Below are 15448 nucleotides of genomic sequence, written 5' to 3' on the forward strand. Positions count from 1 at the left end.
TCGATGACGACGGGCGGTCACGGAACTGACGGTGTCGAGCGGCGTGGTTTGATGTTCGTGCTGTCCTCGCCGTCGGGCGCGGGCAAGACGACGCTGTCGCGTCTGCTGATCGACCGCATGCCCGGCCTGCGGATGTCGGTCTCCGCGACCACGCGGGCGATGCGGCCGGGCGAGGTCGACGGCCGCGACTATCTGTTCGTCGACAAGTCCAGGTTCGACGCGATGGTGAAGGGCGACGAGCTGCTGGAATGGGCGACGGTGTTCGACAACAGCTACGGCACGCCGCGTGCGCCGGTCGAGGCGGCGCTGTCGGCCGGGCAGGACGTGCTGTTCGACATCGATTGGCAGGGCACCCAGCAGCTTCGCGAGAAGGCGCGCGCGGACGTCGTCAGCGTGTTCATCTTACCGCCCTCGGCCGCCGATCTCGAGAAGCGGCTGCATTCGCGCGCGCAGGATTCCGACGAGGTGATCCGCAAGCGCATGAGCCGCGCCAGCCACGAGATGAGCCACTGGGCCGAGTACGACTACATCGTCATCAACCACGCGGTCGACGAGGCGTTTGCCGAGGTGCAGTCGATCCTGAAGGCCGAGCGCCTCAAGCGCGAGCGGCGGACTGGCCTCGTTGGTTTCGTACGAGGTTTGCAAGGCCAACTTCAAGGTTAGGCTTCGCGAGGCGCGGTCCTTCCTGCGCCAGCCGTTCCAGCATCGCCGTGATCACGTCGACGTCGACGGCGTCCTCGATCTGCACATCGTCATCGCGATTGGCCGACTCTTTGCCATTGATGTCGTTGGCCGCGAGCCGGGGGGCCGATGCCTCGATCTCGAACTCTCCGTTGAACATGTTGGCCTCGTCGAGCTCTGCGACCTCGTTGCTGGCTTGGGGCGCCCGCTGATCGGCGGCATCGATCGCGTGATCGATCGCCTTGAGCTGCGCGGCTTCGCGCTGGGTGGCTTCGCGCTGGGCAGCTCGGGGACGCCCGGCCGCCTGGGGACGGGCGGCATCGAAATCCACCGGGCGCGGCTGTTGCGCGCGCGGCGCGGCAGTCGGCATCGCCTCGAGCCAGGGTGCGCGGCCGTCGTCGTTCGGCTCCCGATTGTCCCAATTGACGCGACGATCCTGGACTCGGACGCGTCGTCCGCCTGCGAAGCGATAAATGATGCTGGCGAGGAGGCCGGCGAGCGCCAGCGCGCCACCGATCACGAGCAGCAGCGTCTGGATCGAGCCGGTCGCTTTATCGGTGGTGGCATCTGCCGCGGTAAGCGTGACCGGGGCAGGGGATTTTGACGGCTTCGCGCTCGGCGGCGCAGGCGAGGCGACAGGAGAGGGCGCAGCTTGCGGTGCGGGCGACGTGGCCGCGGCGGAGGCATCGGGCCAGCGCGTGGCGACCGGGGGCTGCTGCGCGTTGCTGTCGGCGGAGGGAGTGGCAGCTTGTTGCATCGGCGCCGTTTTCGCTGGTGCGGGCGCATTCGGCGTCGTCGGCGCGGTATTGCCCTGCGGCGTCAGATATTCGGCGCGTGCGTCTTGCACTGGGTGCTGCTGCTGCGGCGCTGCTGAATCTGCCGTCGGTGCATCGGGCGCAGCCTGCGCGGTCTGCACGGCCTTGGCGCTGTCCTTGCCGCCTTCGGCGCGCAGATACCAGCATTGCCGCTTGCTCCCGCGCTCCAGGCGATAGTACCAATGCTGCCCCTGCGGCGCGACGCCCTTTGGCGAGGCGAGGCAGTCGCTGGCGGCATTTGCCGAGCTCGTTGCCTCCGGCGCATTCTGCGACACGGCGGCCAGTGGTGCGCCGGCGATGATGCTGCCGACAAGCGCAGATATGAACTTCGCGGTGCGGTTGCCCATCCTGGTCTCCCGATTACGCATAACGCAACTCTTTACCTTCCCTTTGTCATCAAAGACTTGGGTGGCAATGAGCCGCAAATCCGGAGAGGATGTGGCTTGAATCGGGCCTGCGCGGTGTTCGTTCCACCGCGAATTCAGGCGTTTTCGAGGGCTATTGCTTCGCCGAACTCCAGGTTCCGCCGCAGCCGTCGGAGCGGCGCCACGTTCCGGAACCACTGCGGCCCGAGAGTCGGCCCGCGCTGGTAAAGGTCACGCCTTGGCCCTGGCCGAACGTGCTGACCGAGCCGCCCGTGCTGACGGTTCCGCGAACGCCTTCGCCGATGATCTTGCCCGAGCTCACGACGACAGCGCCGCTCGTGCTGCCGCCGCAACCAACGCTGACGACCGCCCAGGCACCGTCGAAACCACCGCCGCCACCTCCACCGCCACCTCCGCTTCGCCGAGGCGACGAGCGTTCCTCGGTCGCCGGCTTGCTCCGGCGTGAGGGCGCGGCCGGTTCGGCCGAGCGGCCTGAAGAAGTATCCTGGCGCGAGCCGGACAGCGACTTTTCGTCGTTGCCGATCGAGCCGCCGGCGCTGCCGGACTGCGCGAAGGCGGACGACGAGGCGAGGGCGAGGTTGAGGAGGGACGCAAGGGCGATCGTACGGACGACCGCATTGGGCATGAGGAAACAATCCGAAATGAAAAAGGTATCAGCGGCCGGATCCGTCGGCGCAGACGGATCCGATAATGCGGCAAGCTTTGCCAGCCTTGCCGCATTCGTCAAGCGCGGCATCCCTGGCGTGCTGGATGCTGTCGCGCTGGACCAGCGACCAGGACTTGTCTGATATCGCGAACGCGCCGCAGCGGTTGCCGTAGAAGGAGAGCTCGATCGGACATTTGGCACCGGCGCAATTGCCGCGCGCATCCGCCACCGCCGCGCGCCGCGAGGCGTGGTTCCACGATATGCCCCATTTGCTGCTGTCGGGCCCGTACACGATCGAGCCCCACGGCTTCAGATCCTCCATCTTGCGCATCCGCAGCAGCAGGCCTTCGGTTGCCTCGCCCGTCGGCGCCATCGAGATCCGCTGCTGGAGCTTGGTGATCGCACGGGTCAGTCCATCGGGCGAGTCAGGATCGAAATTGAGCTCGTAGAGCCGCTCGCTCAATTCGCTCAGCAGCGCGGCATCGCGCAGCGGCACGCGATCGGGATCGGCGCGCAGCCGATCCGCCGGCAGCGGATCGGGCTGCATCGCCGCGACCTGCGGCGGCGGGCTTTGCGTCGGCGGCACGAAATAGAAGGTGCCGTCGATCGGCGAGGATGACACCCAGGGCTGCTGCGCGCCTGACGTGGCGCGCTTCACGGCGAGGCCGACCTGGTTGAAGGTCTGGAACACGTCGAGGCCCGCGGTCCGGACCGTCGCCGCCAGCGCCTTGGTGTAGGGGCTGTGGCCGTCGCTGCCGTCCTGCGCGACGTTGCCGGGCTGCGTCGCGTAGGAGATCAGCGTGCCCTCCGGCGCGCGCATCTGCGCAAGGCCGCCGTCGGAGGATCGCAGGCCGCGCGAGCCAAACGGGTTGTTGCGGCAGGCGTCGAGGATCACGAGGTTGAGGCGCGTGCCCGATCCCTGCATCTGCCGCAGCACGAGGTTGACGTCGGTCATCTGGAAATCGACATCGGCCTCGCGCGTCGGATTGGCGCCGACAGGCACGAGATAGTTGGAGCCGGCGACCTGCACGCCGTGACCGGCATAATAGAACAGCGCGACGTCGGCGCCCTGGACCTGCCGGCCAAAGCTCTGCACCGCGATGTCCATCGCGCCCTTGTCGAGATCGAGCTGGGCGCGCCCGCCGACCAGTGTGAAGCCGAGCGCGGCAAGCGTCTCCGCCATCAGGCTCGCGTCCTTGGACGGGTTGTCGAGCGGCGTGATGTTCTTGTAGGCGGAGTTGCCGACGACCAGCGCAATGCGCTTCTCGGCCGAGGCCGGCGCCGCCCCGGCGATAAGCAGGGCTGCGGCCAGCGCCGCCAGCCCCACGACGCGATTGAAAATCCTCGCGCGCATGAAAACCCCCAAAGCGAAAATTCTTCAAGGCAATGACGCCAATCTACCAGCCCGGCGCGCCGGCGAAAAGCGGTGCGACATTCTGTGCAGGGCAATCGCATGGGAGCGTTACGGGCCGTCATGCCCGGGCTCGTGCCGGGCATCCACCCCGGGCCACGCACGCCGGAATGATGAGGGGATCGGTGTTTACTTCCACACCCGCGCCAGCGTCAGCGCTAGACACCCCAGCGCAGTGCCGATCAGCCCCATCATCGCGTAGGACTGCGCGAACACGCCGGTCTGGATGAAGACCTGACAGGCGATGGCGATGCAGATCGCGGCCAGCAGCAGGCAGGCGCAGCCGACGATGGTCGACAGATAGCGCATCGCGGTTGCGACGGGCCCTGCGGGTGATGCGGGATCGTTCATGCGGGGATACAACGGCGCGGCCGGCGGCGGTTACTCCGCCGGGGTGTGCACGCAAGAGCATCAGTCGCGGGCGCAGCAATCGACAAGTGCGCGCCAGATGCGCTGAACTTCGATGGTCCGCTGCAGCTCAAGGACGTGGTTCTCGCTTGCATGAGAGGACTTTTCCTCCAGTCGTGATTCACGTGGTGCGATCCAGCGCTCGGATATCGGATCGTACCATTTGCCGATATTGACCAAGTTCGTGTCTCCTCTCTTCGCCCCTGGTCCTGACTATCCCATGCGCCTGTTCGTGGTGTTCTGGGTGATGTTGCCGTGCTCGGCCTGTTCGCGAATGTTCTGCTTCTCGTCGTCGCGATGGCCCTTGGTGGTGTCGAGCGGAATTGACGGCGTGCTGCCGGGACCCTTGTGGCTCTGGTTCTCCGCGGGAACAGGCTTGACCGTTTTCGTCAGCGGCTTCGTCATGGGCTTTGACTCCGTCGTTGCCTCACGAGATGCCAACGCATGGGACATTCGCGGCGTTCCAATTGGTGGTCTGATGTGATCGGTGCGGAGGCGACGGGAAGGGCTGTCAGCGAAACCGCCGTGTCACCATTGCAAGCACGAAGACAGGCTCGCTTCCGTCAAACACGCTGAGCGTCCAGCTGTCGCCGGGGCGCAGCGCATGCTCGACGTCGCGGGAGAGGCGGACGGCTTCGCGCCAGGCGGCATCGTCGTCGAGGAGCGTTTCACCGGTCGTGTCGGTGTGAGGTTGCTGGCCCTCGAAATGAAAGAAGTACCGCGCCATGTCGGGCAATGCAGGCCACGCGAATATGTTCCGGCTGCGCGGATCGTTCTAGCCCGCCGCGCGTCCCAGCACTTCGCGAAAGTGCTTCTTCACCGCACCGTTGCAGGTGCAGGCGCTTGTCTCGAGCGCCGGCGCATCGAGGATCAGGATGGCGCCGCGGCGGGTCGCGAGGATGCGCCTGGCCTTGAACGTCTGGATGACGCGGCTGGCATAGCTGCGGGAGACGCCGAGCATGCCGGCGAGCTGCTCATGGGTGAGGCGGATTTCGTCGCTGCCGATATGCTCTCGGGCCGCGATGATCCATTTCGCCGCGCGTTGCTCGATCGAATGCGCCGCGTTGCAGGCCGCGGTCTGGAGCAGCTGCGCGAACTGGCAGGTTGCGTAGCGCGAAAAAATCTCATGCATGCTGGGCGATCGCTGCTGCGCCTGCTCGAGCGCGCGCAGCGGCAGGCGGACCAGCGTGCCGCCGACCTTCACGACGACGCGGGAAAAGGCCAGCGACGGGCTGCGGCCTGCGGAAAGACCGACCCCGCCCTCGCGGCCCACCAGGAGACTTTCGACCTCGCGGTCATCCTCAACCGGCACCGCGAACGACACGAACGCAGGGCCGCAGGGGAAGTGGACCACGGAGATGCCGTCGCCGGCGTGATGCAGAACGTGGTTCGCGGCGACCTCGACCGATTGCAGGTGCGGCGCGAGCAGCTCGAAATCCTGGGCGCTGAGCCTTCGCAGCAGATCGTTCCTGGGCCGGCCGGTCACTCTTCTTGTCTCTGGGCTCTTCGTTGGCCGGGAATCGGCATCTCCAGGAAAAACCCTACGTTTCCGCGCAGGAACCGACAGTTCCAAAGTGAACACAAGTGTTTGCGGGAAACCGAAAAGTTCGCAGCAGCGAGGCGTCGCGCCGTCCGGCGTTGCCCGCAGGACACGCTGCGAACTTTGTTCTCATCCGGAGAACTACGGAATTTCCAAATGAGCCAGCGCTTGTGGGGCGCCGCGGGCTCTTATCCGAGACGGATCTGGCGTTCGGCCAGGAGGCGGCTTTGGGCCACCTGCTTGCGGTAGGCACCGATCGCCTTGTTGGCGAGCATCAACTGCCGGCGCTCACCGGTCCTGAGCTGCGCTTCGATGGCATCCAGAATGGTGTTCGCGGTCTCGTCCGGAGGTCCGAGCTCGCCGCTCTGCTCCAGGAAGCTCCAGGCGATGAAGAATGCGTTCGACGGTGCAACGAATGGACATGCGCTGCCAACGCGGTGTGGTCGCAGCCGTTCCGTGCGGCGGCGTGCCTTCAGCGCGCGGGCTGGATTCGCGCTACTTCAGCGAGGTGCTGATCGAGCCGAACTTCAACTTCAACGACGAGCCGAGATTGTTGACCACGGCGATGATCGCGAGCGCGATGCCGGCTGCGATCAGGCCGTATTCGGTCGCAGTGGCTGCGGTTTCATCGGCCAGGAAGCGGCGGATGGTCTGCATGGCCTCACCAGAATTCCAAGGAGAAAGCTGGCGAGGAGTTTGGTTCGCGATGGACCGGTTCCCCTATTTGGAACCGGGGCTTGCGTCAATTCCGGGTTAATTCGGCGGAGGAAAACGCGGCGGCGAGATCTCATCTCGCCGCTAAGCCTGCCTGGAGTTTCCTGCGCGTCAGTTCTTCAGCACGATGCGGCCGACGACCTTGCCGGCGCGCAGCTCGTCGATCCATTTCTGGACGTCGCCCATCGGCTCCTCGCGCATCGGCGTCGGCTTGATCTTGCCGGCGCGGGCGAGCGCCATCAGCTCCTGGGCTTCGGTGAGCGTGCCGACCATGAAGCCTTCGACTGTCAGGCGCTTGTAGACCCATTGCACCATCGGCAGGGTGAACTGGCCGCCCATCAGGCCGGAGACGACGACCTTGCCGCCGCGCGCGGCGACCGCCACGGCAAAGGCCATCGACTTCTCATTGCCAGCGAAATCGACCACCTCGTCGAAGCCGCCCTCGGTTTCCTTCAGGATGCGCTTGATCACATCGGGCTCGGACGGATCGTAGGCGACGGCTGCGCCGTTCTTCAGCGCGGTCTCGCGTGCGGCCGGCGAGAGATCGGCCACCGTGATCGGCTGCTTGAACATCGCCTGCGCAAACGACAGGCCCATCATGCCGACGCCGCCAAGGCCGATCAGCAGCAGATTGCGCTGGCGCGGACGGTCGACTAGGCGCTTGAGCGCGCCGTAGGCGGTCACGCCGGAGCACATCAGCGTCGCGGCCTGGTTGACGGGCAGGGGATCGTAGTCGAGCAGGTACTTCGCGTCGGGCACCAGTACGTGGGTGGCGAAGCCGCCATCGATGGAGACGCCGAGGAAGCGCTGCTTCGCGCAAAGGTTTTCGTCGCCATTGGCGCAGTCGCGGCACTGGCCGCAGCCGATCCACGGGAACACCGCCTTCTTGGCTCCGACGAGGTTCGCCGGCACGTCCGAGCCGACTTCGTCGACCACGCCCGCGATCTCGTGGCCGAGCGTGAAGGGCAGCGTCATGCCGCGCGTGGTGTCGAGCTTCTTGCCGCCGCCGAGATCGGCATAGCCGTCCTGGATGTGCAGGTCGGAATGGCAGAGGCCGCAGCGCTCGATGCGTACCAGCACCTCGCGGCCTTTCGGCTTCGGCGTGTCGACGATGGTCTCGCACAAGGGCGCATCGAACTTGACCAGGGACTGCCGACGCATCAACGCCATATTCCTTCCTCCGAAATTCCTGTTATCCAGCTTGCTTTCGTATATCCGCCAATTCACGTGCCATGGCAACAAAGCCTGATATCGGAATGGTCTCGGCACGGTGCGTCGCATCGACACCTGCGGCGGCGGCAAGGCGAGCGGGATCCGCTTGAAGCGATTTCAGGCTTTGCCGCAGCATTTTTCGGCGCTGCCCGAAAGCGGCTGCTGCGACCTGTTCGAGCAGCTTGCGATCGCAAGGCAGAGGCTCTGCGCGCGGCACCAGCCGCACGACGGAGGAGGTGACCTTCGGCGGCGGCACGAAGGCGGAGGGCGAAATGTCGAACAGGATCTTCGTCTCGCAGCGCCAGTTGGCGAGCACGCCGAGGCGGCCATAGGCCTCCTCGTCCTCGCGCGCCACGATCCGCTCGCCGACCTCGCGCTGGAACATCAGGACCATCATGTCGTACCAGGGCGGCCACGAGTCGATCGTGAGCCAGCCGATCAGGAGCTGGGTCGCGATGTTGTAAGGCAGGTTCGCGACGATCTTTGCTCTTCCGCCATTGAGCAGCGGACGCGGGTCGAAGGTCATGGCATCGCCATGCACGATCTCGAGCCTATCAGGGTAGCGCGCGGAAATATCCCGCAAGGCAGGGATCGCGCGCTCGTCGTGCTCGATGGCGATGACGCGTTTGGCGCCGAGCGCGAGCAACGCGCGCGTCAACCCGCCCGGGCCGGGACCGATCTCGACGATGGTGGAGTCCTCGAGCGGCGCGGCGGCACGCGCGATGCGCGCAGTGAGATTGAGGTCGAGCAGGAAGTTCTGCCCCAGCGATTTGCGTGCCGACAGTGCGTGCTGGCGAATGACCTCGCGAAGCGGCGGGAGGTCGTCGATCGCGCTCATCAGCTTTGCGCAGCCGCCATGCGGCTTGCGAGCTTGAGCGCCGCGATCAGGCTTGCCGGATTGGCCTTGGCCGTGCCGGCGATGTCGAAGGCGGTGCCGTGATCGGGCGAGGTGCGGATGAAGGGCAGGCCGAGCGTGACATTGACCGCGTCGTCGAAGGCGACCGTCTTGATCGGGATCAGCGCCTGGTCGTGGTACATGCAAACGGCGCAGTCATAGGTGCTGCGTGCGGCCTCGTGGAACATGGTGTCGGCAGGGAGCGGTCCCTTCGCCTCGATGCCGTCGCTACGCAACGCCTTGAGCGCTGGTGCAATCACGGTCTGCTCCTCGTGGCCGAGCGAGCCGTCCTCTCCGGCATGCGGGTTGAGGCCGGAGATCGCGATGCGCGGCCTTTCGATGCCGAAGCGGGATTTCAGCTCGGTCGCGACGATGCGCACGGTCGAGACAATGAGCTCGCTGGTGAGCTGGGCCAGCGCATCGCGCAAGGAGACGTGGATGGTCACGGGCACCACGGCGAGCCGCGGCGACCACAGCATCATCACCGGCTGCGGCACGCGGCCGTTCTCTGCGGCGAGCTCGGCGAGGTATTCGGTGTGGCCGGGATGGCGGAAGCCTGAGCGGTAGAGCACGCTCTTGGCGATCGGGTTGGTGACGACGGCGCCGGCGCGGCCTTCACGGACGTCGGCGACCGCCTGCCGGATCGAGGCGAGCGCGGCCGGCGCGCTCGCTTCATCGGGCTTGCTGGGCTCGGCTGTCGCACTCTCACCCGTTGCGACCACGGGCAGGGCCTCGGTGAAGACGGCTGCGGCCTCGCCGGCGCTTACCGAGGCAATCCGGATATCGGCGCCGAGGGCCTTGGCGCGGCGAGCGACGAAGGCCTCGTCGCCGAGCAGATAGAAGGCGGGCAGGTTCAGTTCGCGGCGTCTGAGCCAGGCTGCGATCGTGATGTCGGGGCCGATGCCGGCGGGCTCTCCCAGGGTCAGGGCGAGGGGCTTCGAAGGCTTGATGGAAGGTTCTAAGGCGAAGTTGGCCATCAGCGGTTGCGATATTCGATCATCGCCGCTTTCCGGAGATCATCGAGATAGGCCTTCTGGGTCTTCTCGTATTTCTCCGAATACATCTTCTCGCGGACCTCGCGCTTTTTCGGCGTGTCGATCATGGTCGGCTTGCGCGAGCACAGCACGACCATCTCGATGCCCGCCTTGGTGACCTCCGGCGCGGTCAGGTGGCCGATCTGGGTGTCGTCGAGCACCTTGCGAAGCGCGTCGGGCAGTTCCGCGGTGGTCTTGGTGACGGTGTCGCGGATGGTGGCGTTCGGCGTTGAGCGGAACAGCGAATTGGCTTCCTCGCAGCTTCCGACACGCGAGCGATAGGTCTCGGCTTCCTTCTGCCGCGTCTCCAGGAACGCCGGGGACGAGCCGCGCGGCACGATCAGCACGATCGGCTGCATCTTGTACTCGGTGCCCTCGATCTGGAGCTTGTCGCCGGTCTGGGCCTGCACGGCCTGCGCGACGTCGCGCTCGCCGACCATCAGCTTCTCCTTGAAGCGGCCGCGTACGAGGCTGGTCCAGACCATCTCGGCCTTCATGCGGCCCTTCAGCGTCTCGGGGCGGACGCCCTTGACCTCGAGCGACTTGGTGAGCTGATCCGGCGTGATGCGCATGCGCTGCGCCATGCCCTCGTAGGACTGGTTGATGTCGGAGATGCCGGGGTCGACGCCGTATTTCTTGCCTTCCTTGAGCTTCACCTTGTCGTCGATCAGCTCGTTGATGACCTCCTGCCGGCTCGGGGTCTTCTGCGTGGTCAGCTGGTCGAGCTTGGAGCGCTGTTCGATGTCGAAATCGGTGATCGGGTCGCCGTTGACCATCACGACGATGTTCTGCGCGCGCGACGGCGCGGGCAGGCCGGTGAGGATCAACCCGGCACCGATGGCGAGGAGGAGGCGAAAAACAGGCAATTGGGTCGTCATGATTATCGCTCGCATGTCAGCCGGGATGAGCTCGCTCTCGGGAGAGCCCGGCCGTCATTTCAGACGGTTCATTGGTAGCCGGCGGACGAGCTGGACCCCGTCGAGGTCGCCAGCGTGCGCAGGCCGATCTGGAACATGAACGCGTGGTTCAGTACGGGCGGCGCCGTGCCCGCAGAGTAACTATACGAAGTTACATAGTTCACGCCGAGCACGAAGCAATCGTCGACATAGCCCGCTCCGAGCACATACTGGTTGATCTTGTTGGCCTCGAGGTCCCAGCGCGCCGAGCCGGTCACCACCCAATTGGCCGCGACCTTGATCGAGCCCGAGGTCAGGATGCCCTCGCGCCGCGTCAGATAGCCGAGCTCCGGCTGCTCGGCGTAATTGCCGTACATCATGCTGACCGACCAGCGATTGAAGTTGGCGCGGCCTTCCGCCTCGAAGCGCTGCACGTTCCAGGTCTGCTCGTCCATGCGGGAGCGGACGCTGAACGTGTAGGTGCTGTTGGGCGAGTAGCTGGCGCTCGCCACGTAATCCGAGCGCGGCTTGTCGAGGCCGGAATCAAGGCCGGTGTTGATGGTGTCCTGGACCGTGTAGGAGTTCAGGCCGAACAGCTGGTAGGACTGGCCGAACAGCACCTTGACGGCGCCGCCCTTGTCGAACTGCGTGGTGGACTGCACGCCGACATTGGCGCGGCCGCCGCCCTCGACGCGGTCGTAACCGGAGAACTTGTCGACGCTGAACAGGTTCGAGGTGTCGAACACCATGCTCTGGGCGTCCTCGTTCGGGAACTTGCCGGCATAGGGCTCGTTCGGCCGGATGATGACCTGCGCGATCGGCTCGATGGTGGTCGAGCCCCAGGGCTGAACGTTGATGAAGGGATAGCGGTATTCGAGGCCGACGGTCGGCATCAGGCGGAACGCCTGGGTGTCGCCGACCGGCAGGTAGTTCGACACGCCCGGCTGGTTGGAGATCGAGGCGTTGATCGCGTCGGCGCGGAGGCTGGCGAACGGTGTCCAGATCTCGCCGAACGGGTCGGTGTAGGACTTGCGCCACTGCGCTTCCGCCGTGAGGCGGGTGTAGGTGCCGGGGACGCCGCGCAGCAGGCACTGCGACGGCGTGCGCGCGAGCGGATCGGCCGACGTCGTCGTGCACAGGCTGGCGGTATTGGCGAGCGTGGTGATCGGATCGAACACCGCGGTGTCACGCGACAGGTTCGTGAAGTTGGTCTTGTAGCTGAACTCGCCGCCGAACACCGGATAGTTGAGCACGTTCGAATAGTCGATCACGGGATAGACGATCGGCACCTGGCTCTGGTTGCCCGAGTAGCTCAGCCAGTACATCGTGCGCGCATCGAAGAAGCTGCGATTGCCGACGCCGGTCAGATAGAGCTGCGACAATGCGTCGGTCGGCAGATACAGGAACGAGCCCAGCGGATCGCGGTATTGCGACAAGCGGTAGTCCGAGAAGAAGTAGTAGTCGGACATGACGACGCCGTCCCAGCCCCAGACCCACTTGTCGTTCAGCGCGAACTGACCCTTGGTGTCGACGGCGCCGCGGAACTGGCGGTCGCCGGGCTGGCCGGCGAGTGCGCCGGGGTCGAGTTGGTCGATGCCGTAGACTCGGATCTGGTAGGCGCCGTCCATCAGGCGCTGGCGGTACTCGGCCTGGAACAGCACGCCCTGCTTGGAGGTGATGCGCGGGCTGAAGGTCATGTCCATATCGGGCGCGATCGCCCAGTAGAACGGAACTTCGACGCCGTAGCCGAACGGCGTGTTCGACGTGAAGCCCGGCATCAGGAAGCCGGTCTTGCGCTTCACGGTCGGGTCGGGCGTCGAGAAATAGGGCATGTAGGCGATCGGCACGCCGAAGAATTCGAGCTGTGCCGTCTCGAAATACAGCATCTTCTCCTGCTGGTCGTGGATGATGCGCGCACCCTTGACCTGCCACAGCGGCGGCTTCTTCGGATCGTCCTTACACGGCGCGCAGGCCGTGTAGACGCCGTTCTCGAACACCGTGTAGTTGCCGCTGGAGCGGTCGGCGCGGCTCGCGGCCATGCGGGTCTGGTCGGCGGTGTCGACGCGCAGCGAATCGACGAAACCGTCGCGGTAGTCGTCGGAGAGATCCAGGATCTCGGCATAGGTGATCTTGCCGTCGGCATCCGTCATGCGGACGTTGCCTTCGGCATGCAGCCGCTTGGTCTTCTGGTCGTAGATGACCTTGTCGGCCTCGACGCTCGTGCCGTTGTAGAACAGCTGGACGTTACCGACCGCGGAGACGCGCGAATTGTTGTAGTCGTAGTCGACCTCGGTCGCCTGAACCAGCATCTGGTTGTCGTTGGCGACCTTCGGCGGCTTCGCACGCGGCGGCAGCGGATTGTAGGTGAAGCTCTGAGCGGAGGCCGGCGTCACGGCCGCAACGTCCATCAGCCCGCCGAGCGACGCCACGGCGGCGACAGCCAGCAGGAGCCTGCGAATGGACAAGCCGTATCCGTTCGCGCGCACCACAGTACGCTGCGTCAAACGAGACACGAGCCCTCGATGGACGGCAGTCACTAACCGTCCTCCTGATACAACAAGGCCAAAAAGCCGGTGAGGCCGCCCACCACCGCGGGCAACCACGCCGCAGCGATCGGATGCATCAACTCAGCCTTGCTCAAGTCTTCAGTCACTTTCGACAAAACGTAGAGCAGAAAGCCTGCGCCCACGCCACTCAAAACCATCTTCTGCACGCCGCCCATCCGGAAGAAACGCAACGACACCGAAGCCGCCAGCATCACCATGGCGGCCAGCAAAAACGGCTGTGCCAGGAGCTTGTGATACTGGAGTCGATAGCCGGCTGTCGCGAAGCCCGAGCTCTCGGACGAGCGGATGTAGCTCGGTAGTTGCCAAAAGGACACAGTCTCGGGTGTGGAAAAGCTGTTGCGGATCTGGGCTTCGGTCAGCGTCGTCGGAATCTCCAACGTCGCCTGGTCGATCGGCGGCGAATCCAGCGAGAAGCGGCGCACCGATTTGAACAGCCAGTGACCGGACTCCAGCGCCGCCTCGCGCGCCTCGATCCGCTCCTTGAAATGCCAGTCCGTATCGAATCGGAACAGGGTCAGGCCGGTCAGCCGGACGCCCTGCTGCTCGCTGCGCGCCGCATTGATGATGACCTGGCCGTCATTGGTGACCTGATTGAGCCAGAAGCCGGAGGCGTCCTGGATGCCGCCGCCGGGGGCCGAGCCGAACAGCTCGGCTTCCATGCGCTTGGACAGCTCGCGCAGGTTCGCCGACATCGGATTGTAGGCGACGGTGGCGATCACCCCGATCAGGAGCGCGCTGCCGAGAGCCGGCGAGATGAATTGCCACGCGGAGATTCCGGCGGCGCGCGCGACCACGAGCTCGAGCCGGCGGGAGAGGGCGAGATAGCAGGTCATGGCGCCGATCAGCATGCAGAACGGCGTCAGCTTCTCGAGCAATTGCGGGACCCGGAACAGCGAGGTCTCGGCCACCATGATCGCGGAGGCGGATGCGAGCCCTGAGGTCTTGCGCACCATCTCGATGTAGTCGACCAGCACCAGCAGCAGGAAGATGCCCGCGAACACGCCGAGCGCTGCGACGACGAAGCGTCCGGCGAAATAGCGCCCGAGTGTGTTGGTGAGCATGCTCATGCGGCGGCCGGCCGTCCGAACAGCCGCGCGATGCGCGCGTTCGACCTGTTGATGGCCTCCATGAGGCGGGGCGGCGGCTCGACCACGATGCCGCCGATGATCAACCACAGCCCCACGCCGATGGCGCCAAGGACCATCGCGTACTGGAACAGCACCGGGCCAGGCGATTTCACCGCCATCACCGAGCAGGCGAATCCTGCCATGCGCAGGCCGAACACGGCGATCACCGAGCCGCCGATCGAGAAGTTGCGGCTTTGGCGCGTGGTGCGCGGCGCGCCGAGGAAGGCGAAGGTCAGCACGGCAAAGGCGAAGGGATAGATCGGCGCCAGCAGGCTGTCGTGCAGAGCCGAGCGGAACTGTCCGGGAATCTGCTTGTAGACCGGATCGTCCTCGGACGGCGAGAACAGCTCCCAGAGATAGCGCTCGCGGATGCCGAGGGTGACGTCGTGACCCTGGCCCGAGAATTTCGACATGTCGAAGCCGTAGCGGCCGAACGCCACCAGCGCGGGATCGCGCTTGCCGGCCTCGAAGCGCTGGAGATTGCCGTCCTTGAGCACCAGGAACGAGCCGTTATCGTTCTTCACGACCTCGCCATGCTCGGCGACGATCGAGACGCGCTCGTTGGGATCGCGGCGATCGTCGATGAAGATCCCGGCGAGGATGCCGCCGGGCTGGCGTTCGCGGATCCGGATCGTCAGGTTCTTGTCGAGCTGGGCGAAGCGGCCGGGCTGGAGGATGTTGGTGAGCACGTCGGCGGTGATCTCGGCGTCCCACTGCTTGATCCGCCGCATGCCGTCGGGGGCGAGATAGGCCGCGATGAAGGCGACCAGCAGCGCCACGACACAGGTGGCGTAGAAGAACGGATAGAACAGCCGGAACGGCGAGAAGCCGGCGGCATTCATCACGATGATCTCGGAATCGGTCGCGAGCTTGTTCAGCGTGTGCGAGATCGCGATCATCAGCGCGATCGGCGAGATGATCAGGACCAGTGCCGGCACGACGAGGCTGGTGATGCCGAGGAAGGTCAGGATGGTCTGACCCTGGCTCGTCATCAGGTCGATGCCGCGCAACGCCTGCGTAATCCAGATCACGCCGGTGAGGCTGACCAGGACCAGCGCAAACGACGCCAGCGTCGTGCGGAAGATATACCTATCGATTGACCCCATGCGCTACCGC

The 15448-nt window shown here is 65.4% G+C and carries 17 protein-coding genes and 1 pseudogene; 1 reads left to right on the plus strand and 17 read right to left on the minus strand.

The annotated features are described in order from the left end of the window. The first annotated feature begins 3 nt into the window (after nucleotides 1–3). A complete protein-coding gene (gmk, locus tag ABIB95_RS04710) occupies nucleotides 4–663 on the plus strand; it encodes a guanylate kinase (protein WP_085402853.1) in 660 nt (219 codons plus the stop codon). Here gmk and ABIB95_RS04715 read toward each other — a convergent pair. The 17 genes and pseudogenes from ABIB95_RS04715 to lptF form a co-directional block, all read right to left on the minus strand. After that, complete coding sequence (locus tag ABIB95_RS04715; protein WP_354238056.1) at nucleotides 596–1843, minus strand: hypothetical protein; 1248 nt, start codon at nucleotides 1841–1843, stop codon at nucleotides 596–598. The two genes, gmk and ABIB95_RS04715, sit on opposite strands and share 68 nt — an antisense overlap. 151 nt (nucleotides 1844–1994) lie before the next feature. Further along, nucleotides 1995–2507 (minus strand): hypothetical protein, encoded by a 513-nt coding sequence (locus tag ABIB95_RS04720; RefSeq protein ID WP_354238057.1) that lies wholly within the window; start codon nucleotides 2505–2507, stop codon nucleotides 1995–1997. Between the two features lie 28 nt (nucleotides 2508–2535). Next, complete coding sequence (locus ABIB95_RS04725; protein WP_354238058.1) at nucleotides 2536–3882, minus strand: caspase family protein; 1347 nt, start codon at nucleotides 3880–3882, stop codon at nucleotides 2536–2538. Between the two features lie 186 nt (nucleotides 3883–4068). Continuing rightward, nucleotides 4069–4290: a hypothetical protein gene (locus ABIB95_RS04730; RefSeq protein ID WP_247311386.1), complete on the minus strand. Its 222-nt coding sequence runs from the start codon at nucleotides 4288–4290 to the stop codon at nucleotides 4069–4071. A gap of 60 nt (nucleotides 4291–4350) precedes the next feature. After that, a complete protein-coding gene (locus tag ABIB95_RS04735) occupies nucleotides 4351–4527 on the minus strand; it encodes a hypothetical protein (protein ID WP_166352756.1) in 177 nt (58 codons plus the stop codon). Nucleotides 4528–4560: 33 nt separating this feature from the next. Next, nucleotides 4561–4752, minus strand: coding sequence for a hypothetical protein (locus ABIB95_RS04740; RefSeq protein WP_063983688.1), 192 nt, complete (start codon nucleotides 4750–4752; stop codon nucleotides 4561–4563). 106 nt (nucleotides 4753–4858) lie between these two features. Then, a complete protein-coding gene (locus ABIB95_RS04745; RefSeq protein ID WP_063983687.1) occupies nucleotides 4859–5074 on the minus strand; it encodes a DUF6894 family protein in 216 nt (71 codons plus the stop codon). Nucleotides 5075–5122: 48 nt separating this feature from the next. After that, nucleotides 5123–5833, minus strand: a complete 711-nt coding sequence (locus ABIB95_RS04750; RefSeq protein WP_354238059.1) for a Crp/Fnr family transcriptional regulator — start codon at nucleotides 5831–5833, stop codon at nucleotides 5123–5125. Nucleotides 5834–6075: 242 nt separating this feature from the next. After that, nucleotides 6076–6310, minus strand: a pseudogene (locus ABIB95_RS04755) (hypothetical protein). Nucleotides 6311–6382: 72 nt separating this feature from the next. Beyond that, nucleotides 6383–6544, minus strand: a complete 162-nt coding sequence (locus tag ABIB95_RS04760; RefSeq protein WP_354238060.1) for a Flp family type IVb pilin — start codon at nucleotides 6542–6544, stop codon at nucleotides 6383–6385. 168 nt (nucleotides 6545–6712) lie between these two features. Further along, nucleotides 6713–7771: an alcohol dehydrogenase gene (locus tag ABIB95_RS04765; protein WP_071914648.1), complete on the minus strand. Its 1059-nt coding sequence runs from the start codon at nucleotides 7769–7771 to the stop codon at nucleotides 6713–6715. 22 nt (nucleotides 7772–7793) lie between these two features. Then, on the minus strand, nucleotides 7794–8651 hold the full coding sequence (gene rsmA / locus ABIB95_RS04770; protein WP_354238061.1) for a 16S rRNA (adenine(1518)-N(6)/adenine(1519)-N(6))-dimethyltransferase RsmA: 858 nt from the start codon (nucleotides 8649–8651) through the stop codon (nucleotides 7794–7796). Further along, nucleotides 8651–9685, minus strand: coding sequence for a 4-hydroxythreonine-4-phosphate dehydrogenase PdxA (pdxA, locus tag ABIB95_RS04775; protein ID WP_354238062.1), 1035 nt, complete (start codon nucleotides 9683–9685; stop codon nucleotides 8651–8653). The genes rsmA and pdxA overlap by 1 nt, the downstream gene beginning before the upstream one ends. Continuing rightward, entirely contained in the window at nucleotides 9685–10620 is a 936-nt protein-coding gene (locus ABIB95_RS04780; RefSeq protein WP_071914642.1) for a peptidylprolyl isomerase family protein, read from the minus strand. The genes pdxA and ABIB95_RS04780 overlap by 1 nt, the downstream gene beginning before the upstream one ends. Nucleotides 10621–10688: 68 nt before the next feature. Further along, complete coding sequence (locus ABIB95_RS04785; protein ID WP_166096043.1) at nucleotides 10689–13175, minus strand: LPS-assembly protein LptD; 2487 nt, start codon at nucleotides 13173–13175, stop codon at nucleotides 10689–10691. Beyond that, on the minus strand, nucleotides 13175–14272 hold the full coding sequence (lptG, locus tag ABIB95_RS04790) for an LPS export ABC transporter permease LptG (protein ID WP_063983680.1): 1098 nt from the start codon (nucleotides 14270–14272) through the stop codon (nucleotides 13175–13177). The genes ABIB95_RS04785 and lptG overlap by 1 nt, the downstream gene beginning before the upstream one ends. After that, nucleotides 14269–15438: an LPS export ABC transporter permease LptF gene (gene lptF, locus ABIB95_RS04795; RefSeq protein WP_063983679.1), complete on the minus strand. Its 1170-nt coding sequence runs from the start codon at nucleotides 15436–15438 to the stop codon at nucleotides 14269–14271. The genes lptG and lptF overlap by 4 nt, the downstream gene beginning before the upstream one ends. Nucleotides 15439–15448 lie beyond the last annotated feature (10 nt).

The sequence above is a fragment of the Bradyrhizobium sp. LA2.1 genome (genome assembly GCF_040547725.1).
GTDB lineage: Bacteria > Pseudomonadota > Alphaproteobacteria > Rhizobiales > Xanthobacteraceae > Bradyrhizobium > Bradyrhizobium barranii.

Coding starts and splice junctions, on each gene's coding strand:
- gmk (WP_085402853.1), top strand. CDS start 4: ATGACGACGGGCGGTCACGGAACTGACGGTGTCGAGCGGCGTGGTTTG.
- ABIB95_RS04715 (WP_354238056.1), bottom strand. CDS start 1,843: ATGGGCAACCGCACCGCGAAGTTCATATCTGCGCTTGTCGGCAGCATC.
- ABIB95_RS04720 (WP_354238057.1), bottom strand. CDS start 2,507: ATGCCCAATGCGGTCGTCCGTACGATCGCCCTTGCGTCCCTCCTCAAC.
- ABIB95_RS04725 (WP_354238058.1), bottom strand. CDS start 3,882: ATGCGCGCGAGGATTTTCAATCGCGTCGTGGGGCTGGCGGCGCTGGCC.
- ABIB95_RS04730 (WP_247311386.1), bottom strand. CDS start 4,290: ATGAACGATCCCGCATCACCCGCAGGGCCCGTCGCAACCGCGATGCGC.
- ABIB95_RS04740 (WP_063983688.1), bottom strand. CDS start 4,752: ATGACGAAGCCGCTGACGAAAACGGTCAAGCCTGTTCCCGCGGAGAAC.
- ABIB95_RS04745 (WP_063983687.1), bottom strand. CDS start 5,074: ATGGCGCGGTACTTCTTTCATTTCGAGGGCCAGCAACCTCACACCGAC.
- ABIB95_RS04760 (WP_354238060.1), bottom strand. CDS start 6,544: ATGCAGACCATCCGCCGCTTCCTGGCCGATGAAACCGCAGCCACTGCG.
- ABIB95_RS04765 (WP_071914648.1), bottom strand. CDS start 7,771: ATGGCGTTGATGCGTCGGCAGTCCCTGGTCAAGTTCGATGCGCCCTTG.
- rsmA (WP_354238061.1), bottom strand. CDS start 8,651: ATGAGCGCGATCGACGACCTCCCGCCGCTTCGCGAGGTCATTCGCCAG.
- pdxA (WP_354238062.1), bottom strand. CDS start 9,685: ATGGCCAACTTCGCCTTAGAACCTTCCATCAAGCCTTCGAAGCCCCTC.
- ABIB95_RS04780 (WP_071914642.1), bottom strand. CDS start 10,620: ATGACGACCCAATTGCCTGTTTTTCGCCTCCTCCTCGCCATCGGTGCC.
- lptG (WP_063983680.1), bottom strand. CDS start 14,272: ATGAGCATGCTCACCAACACACTCGGGCGCTATTTCGCCGGACGCTTC.
- lptF (WP_063983679.1), bottom strand. CDS start 15,438: ATGGGGTCAATCGATAGGTATATCTTCCGCACGACGCTGGCGTCGTTT.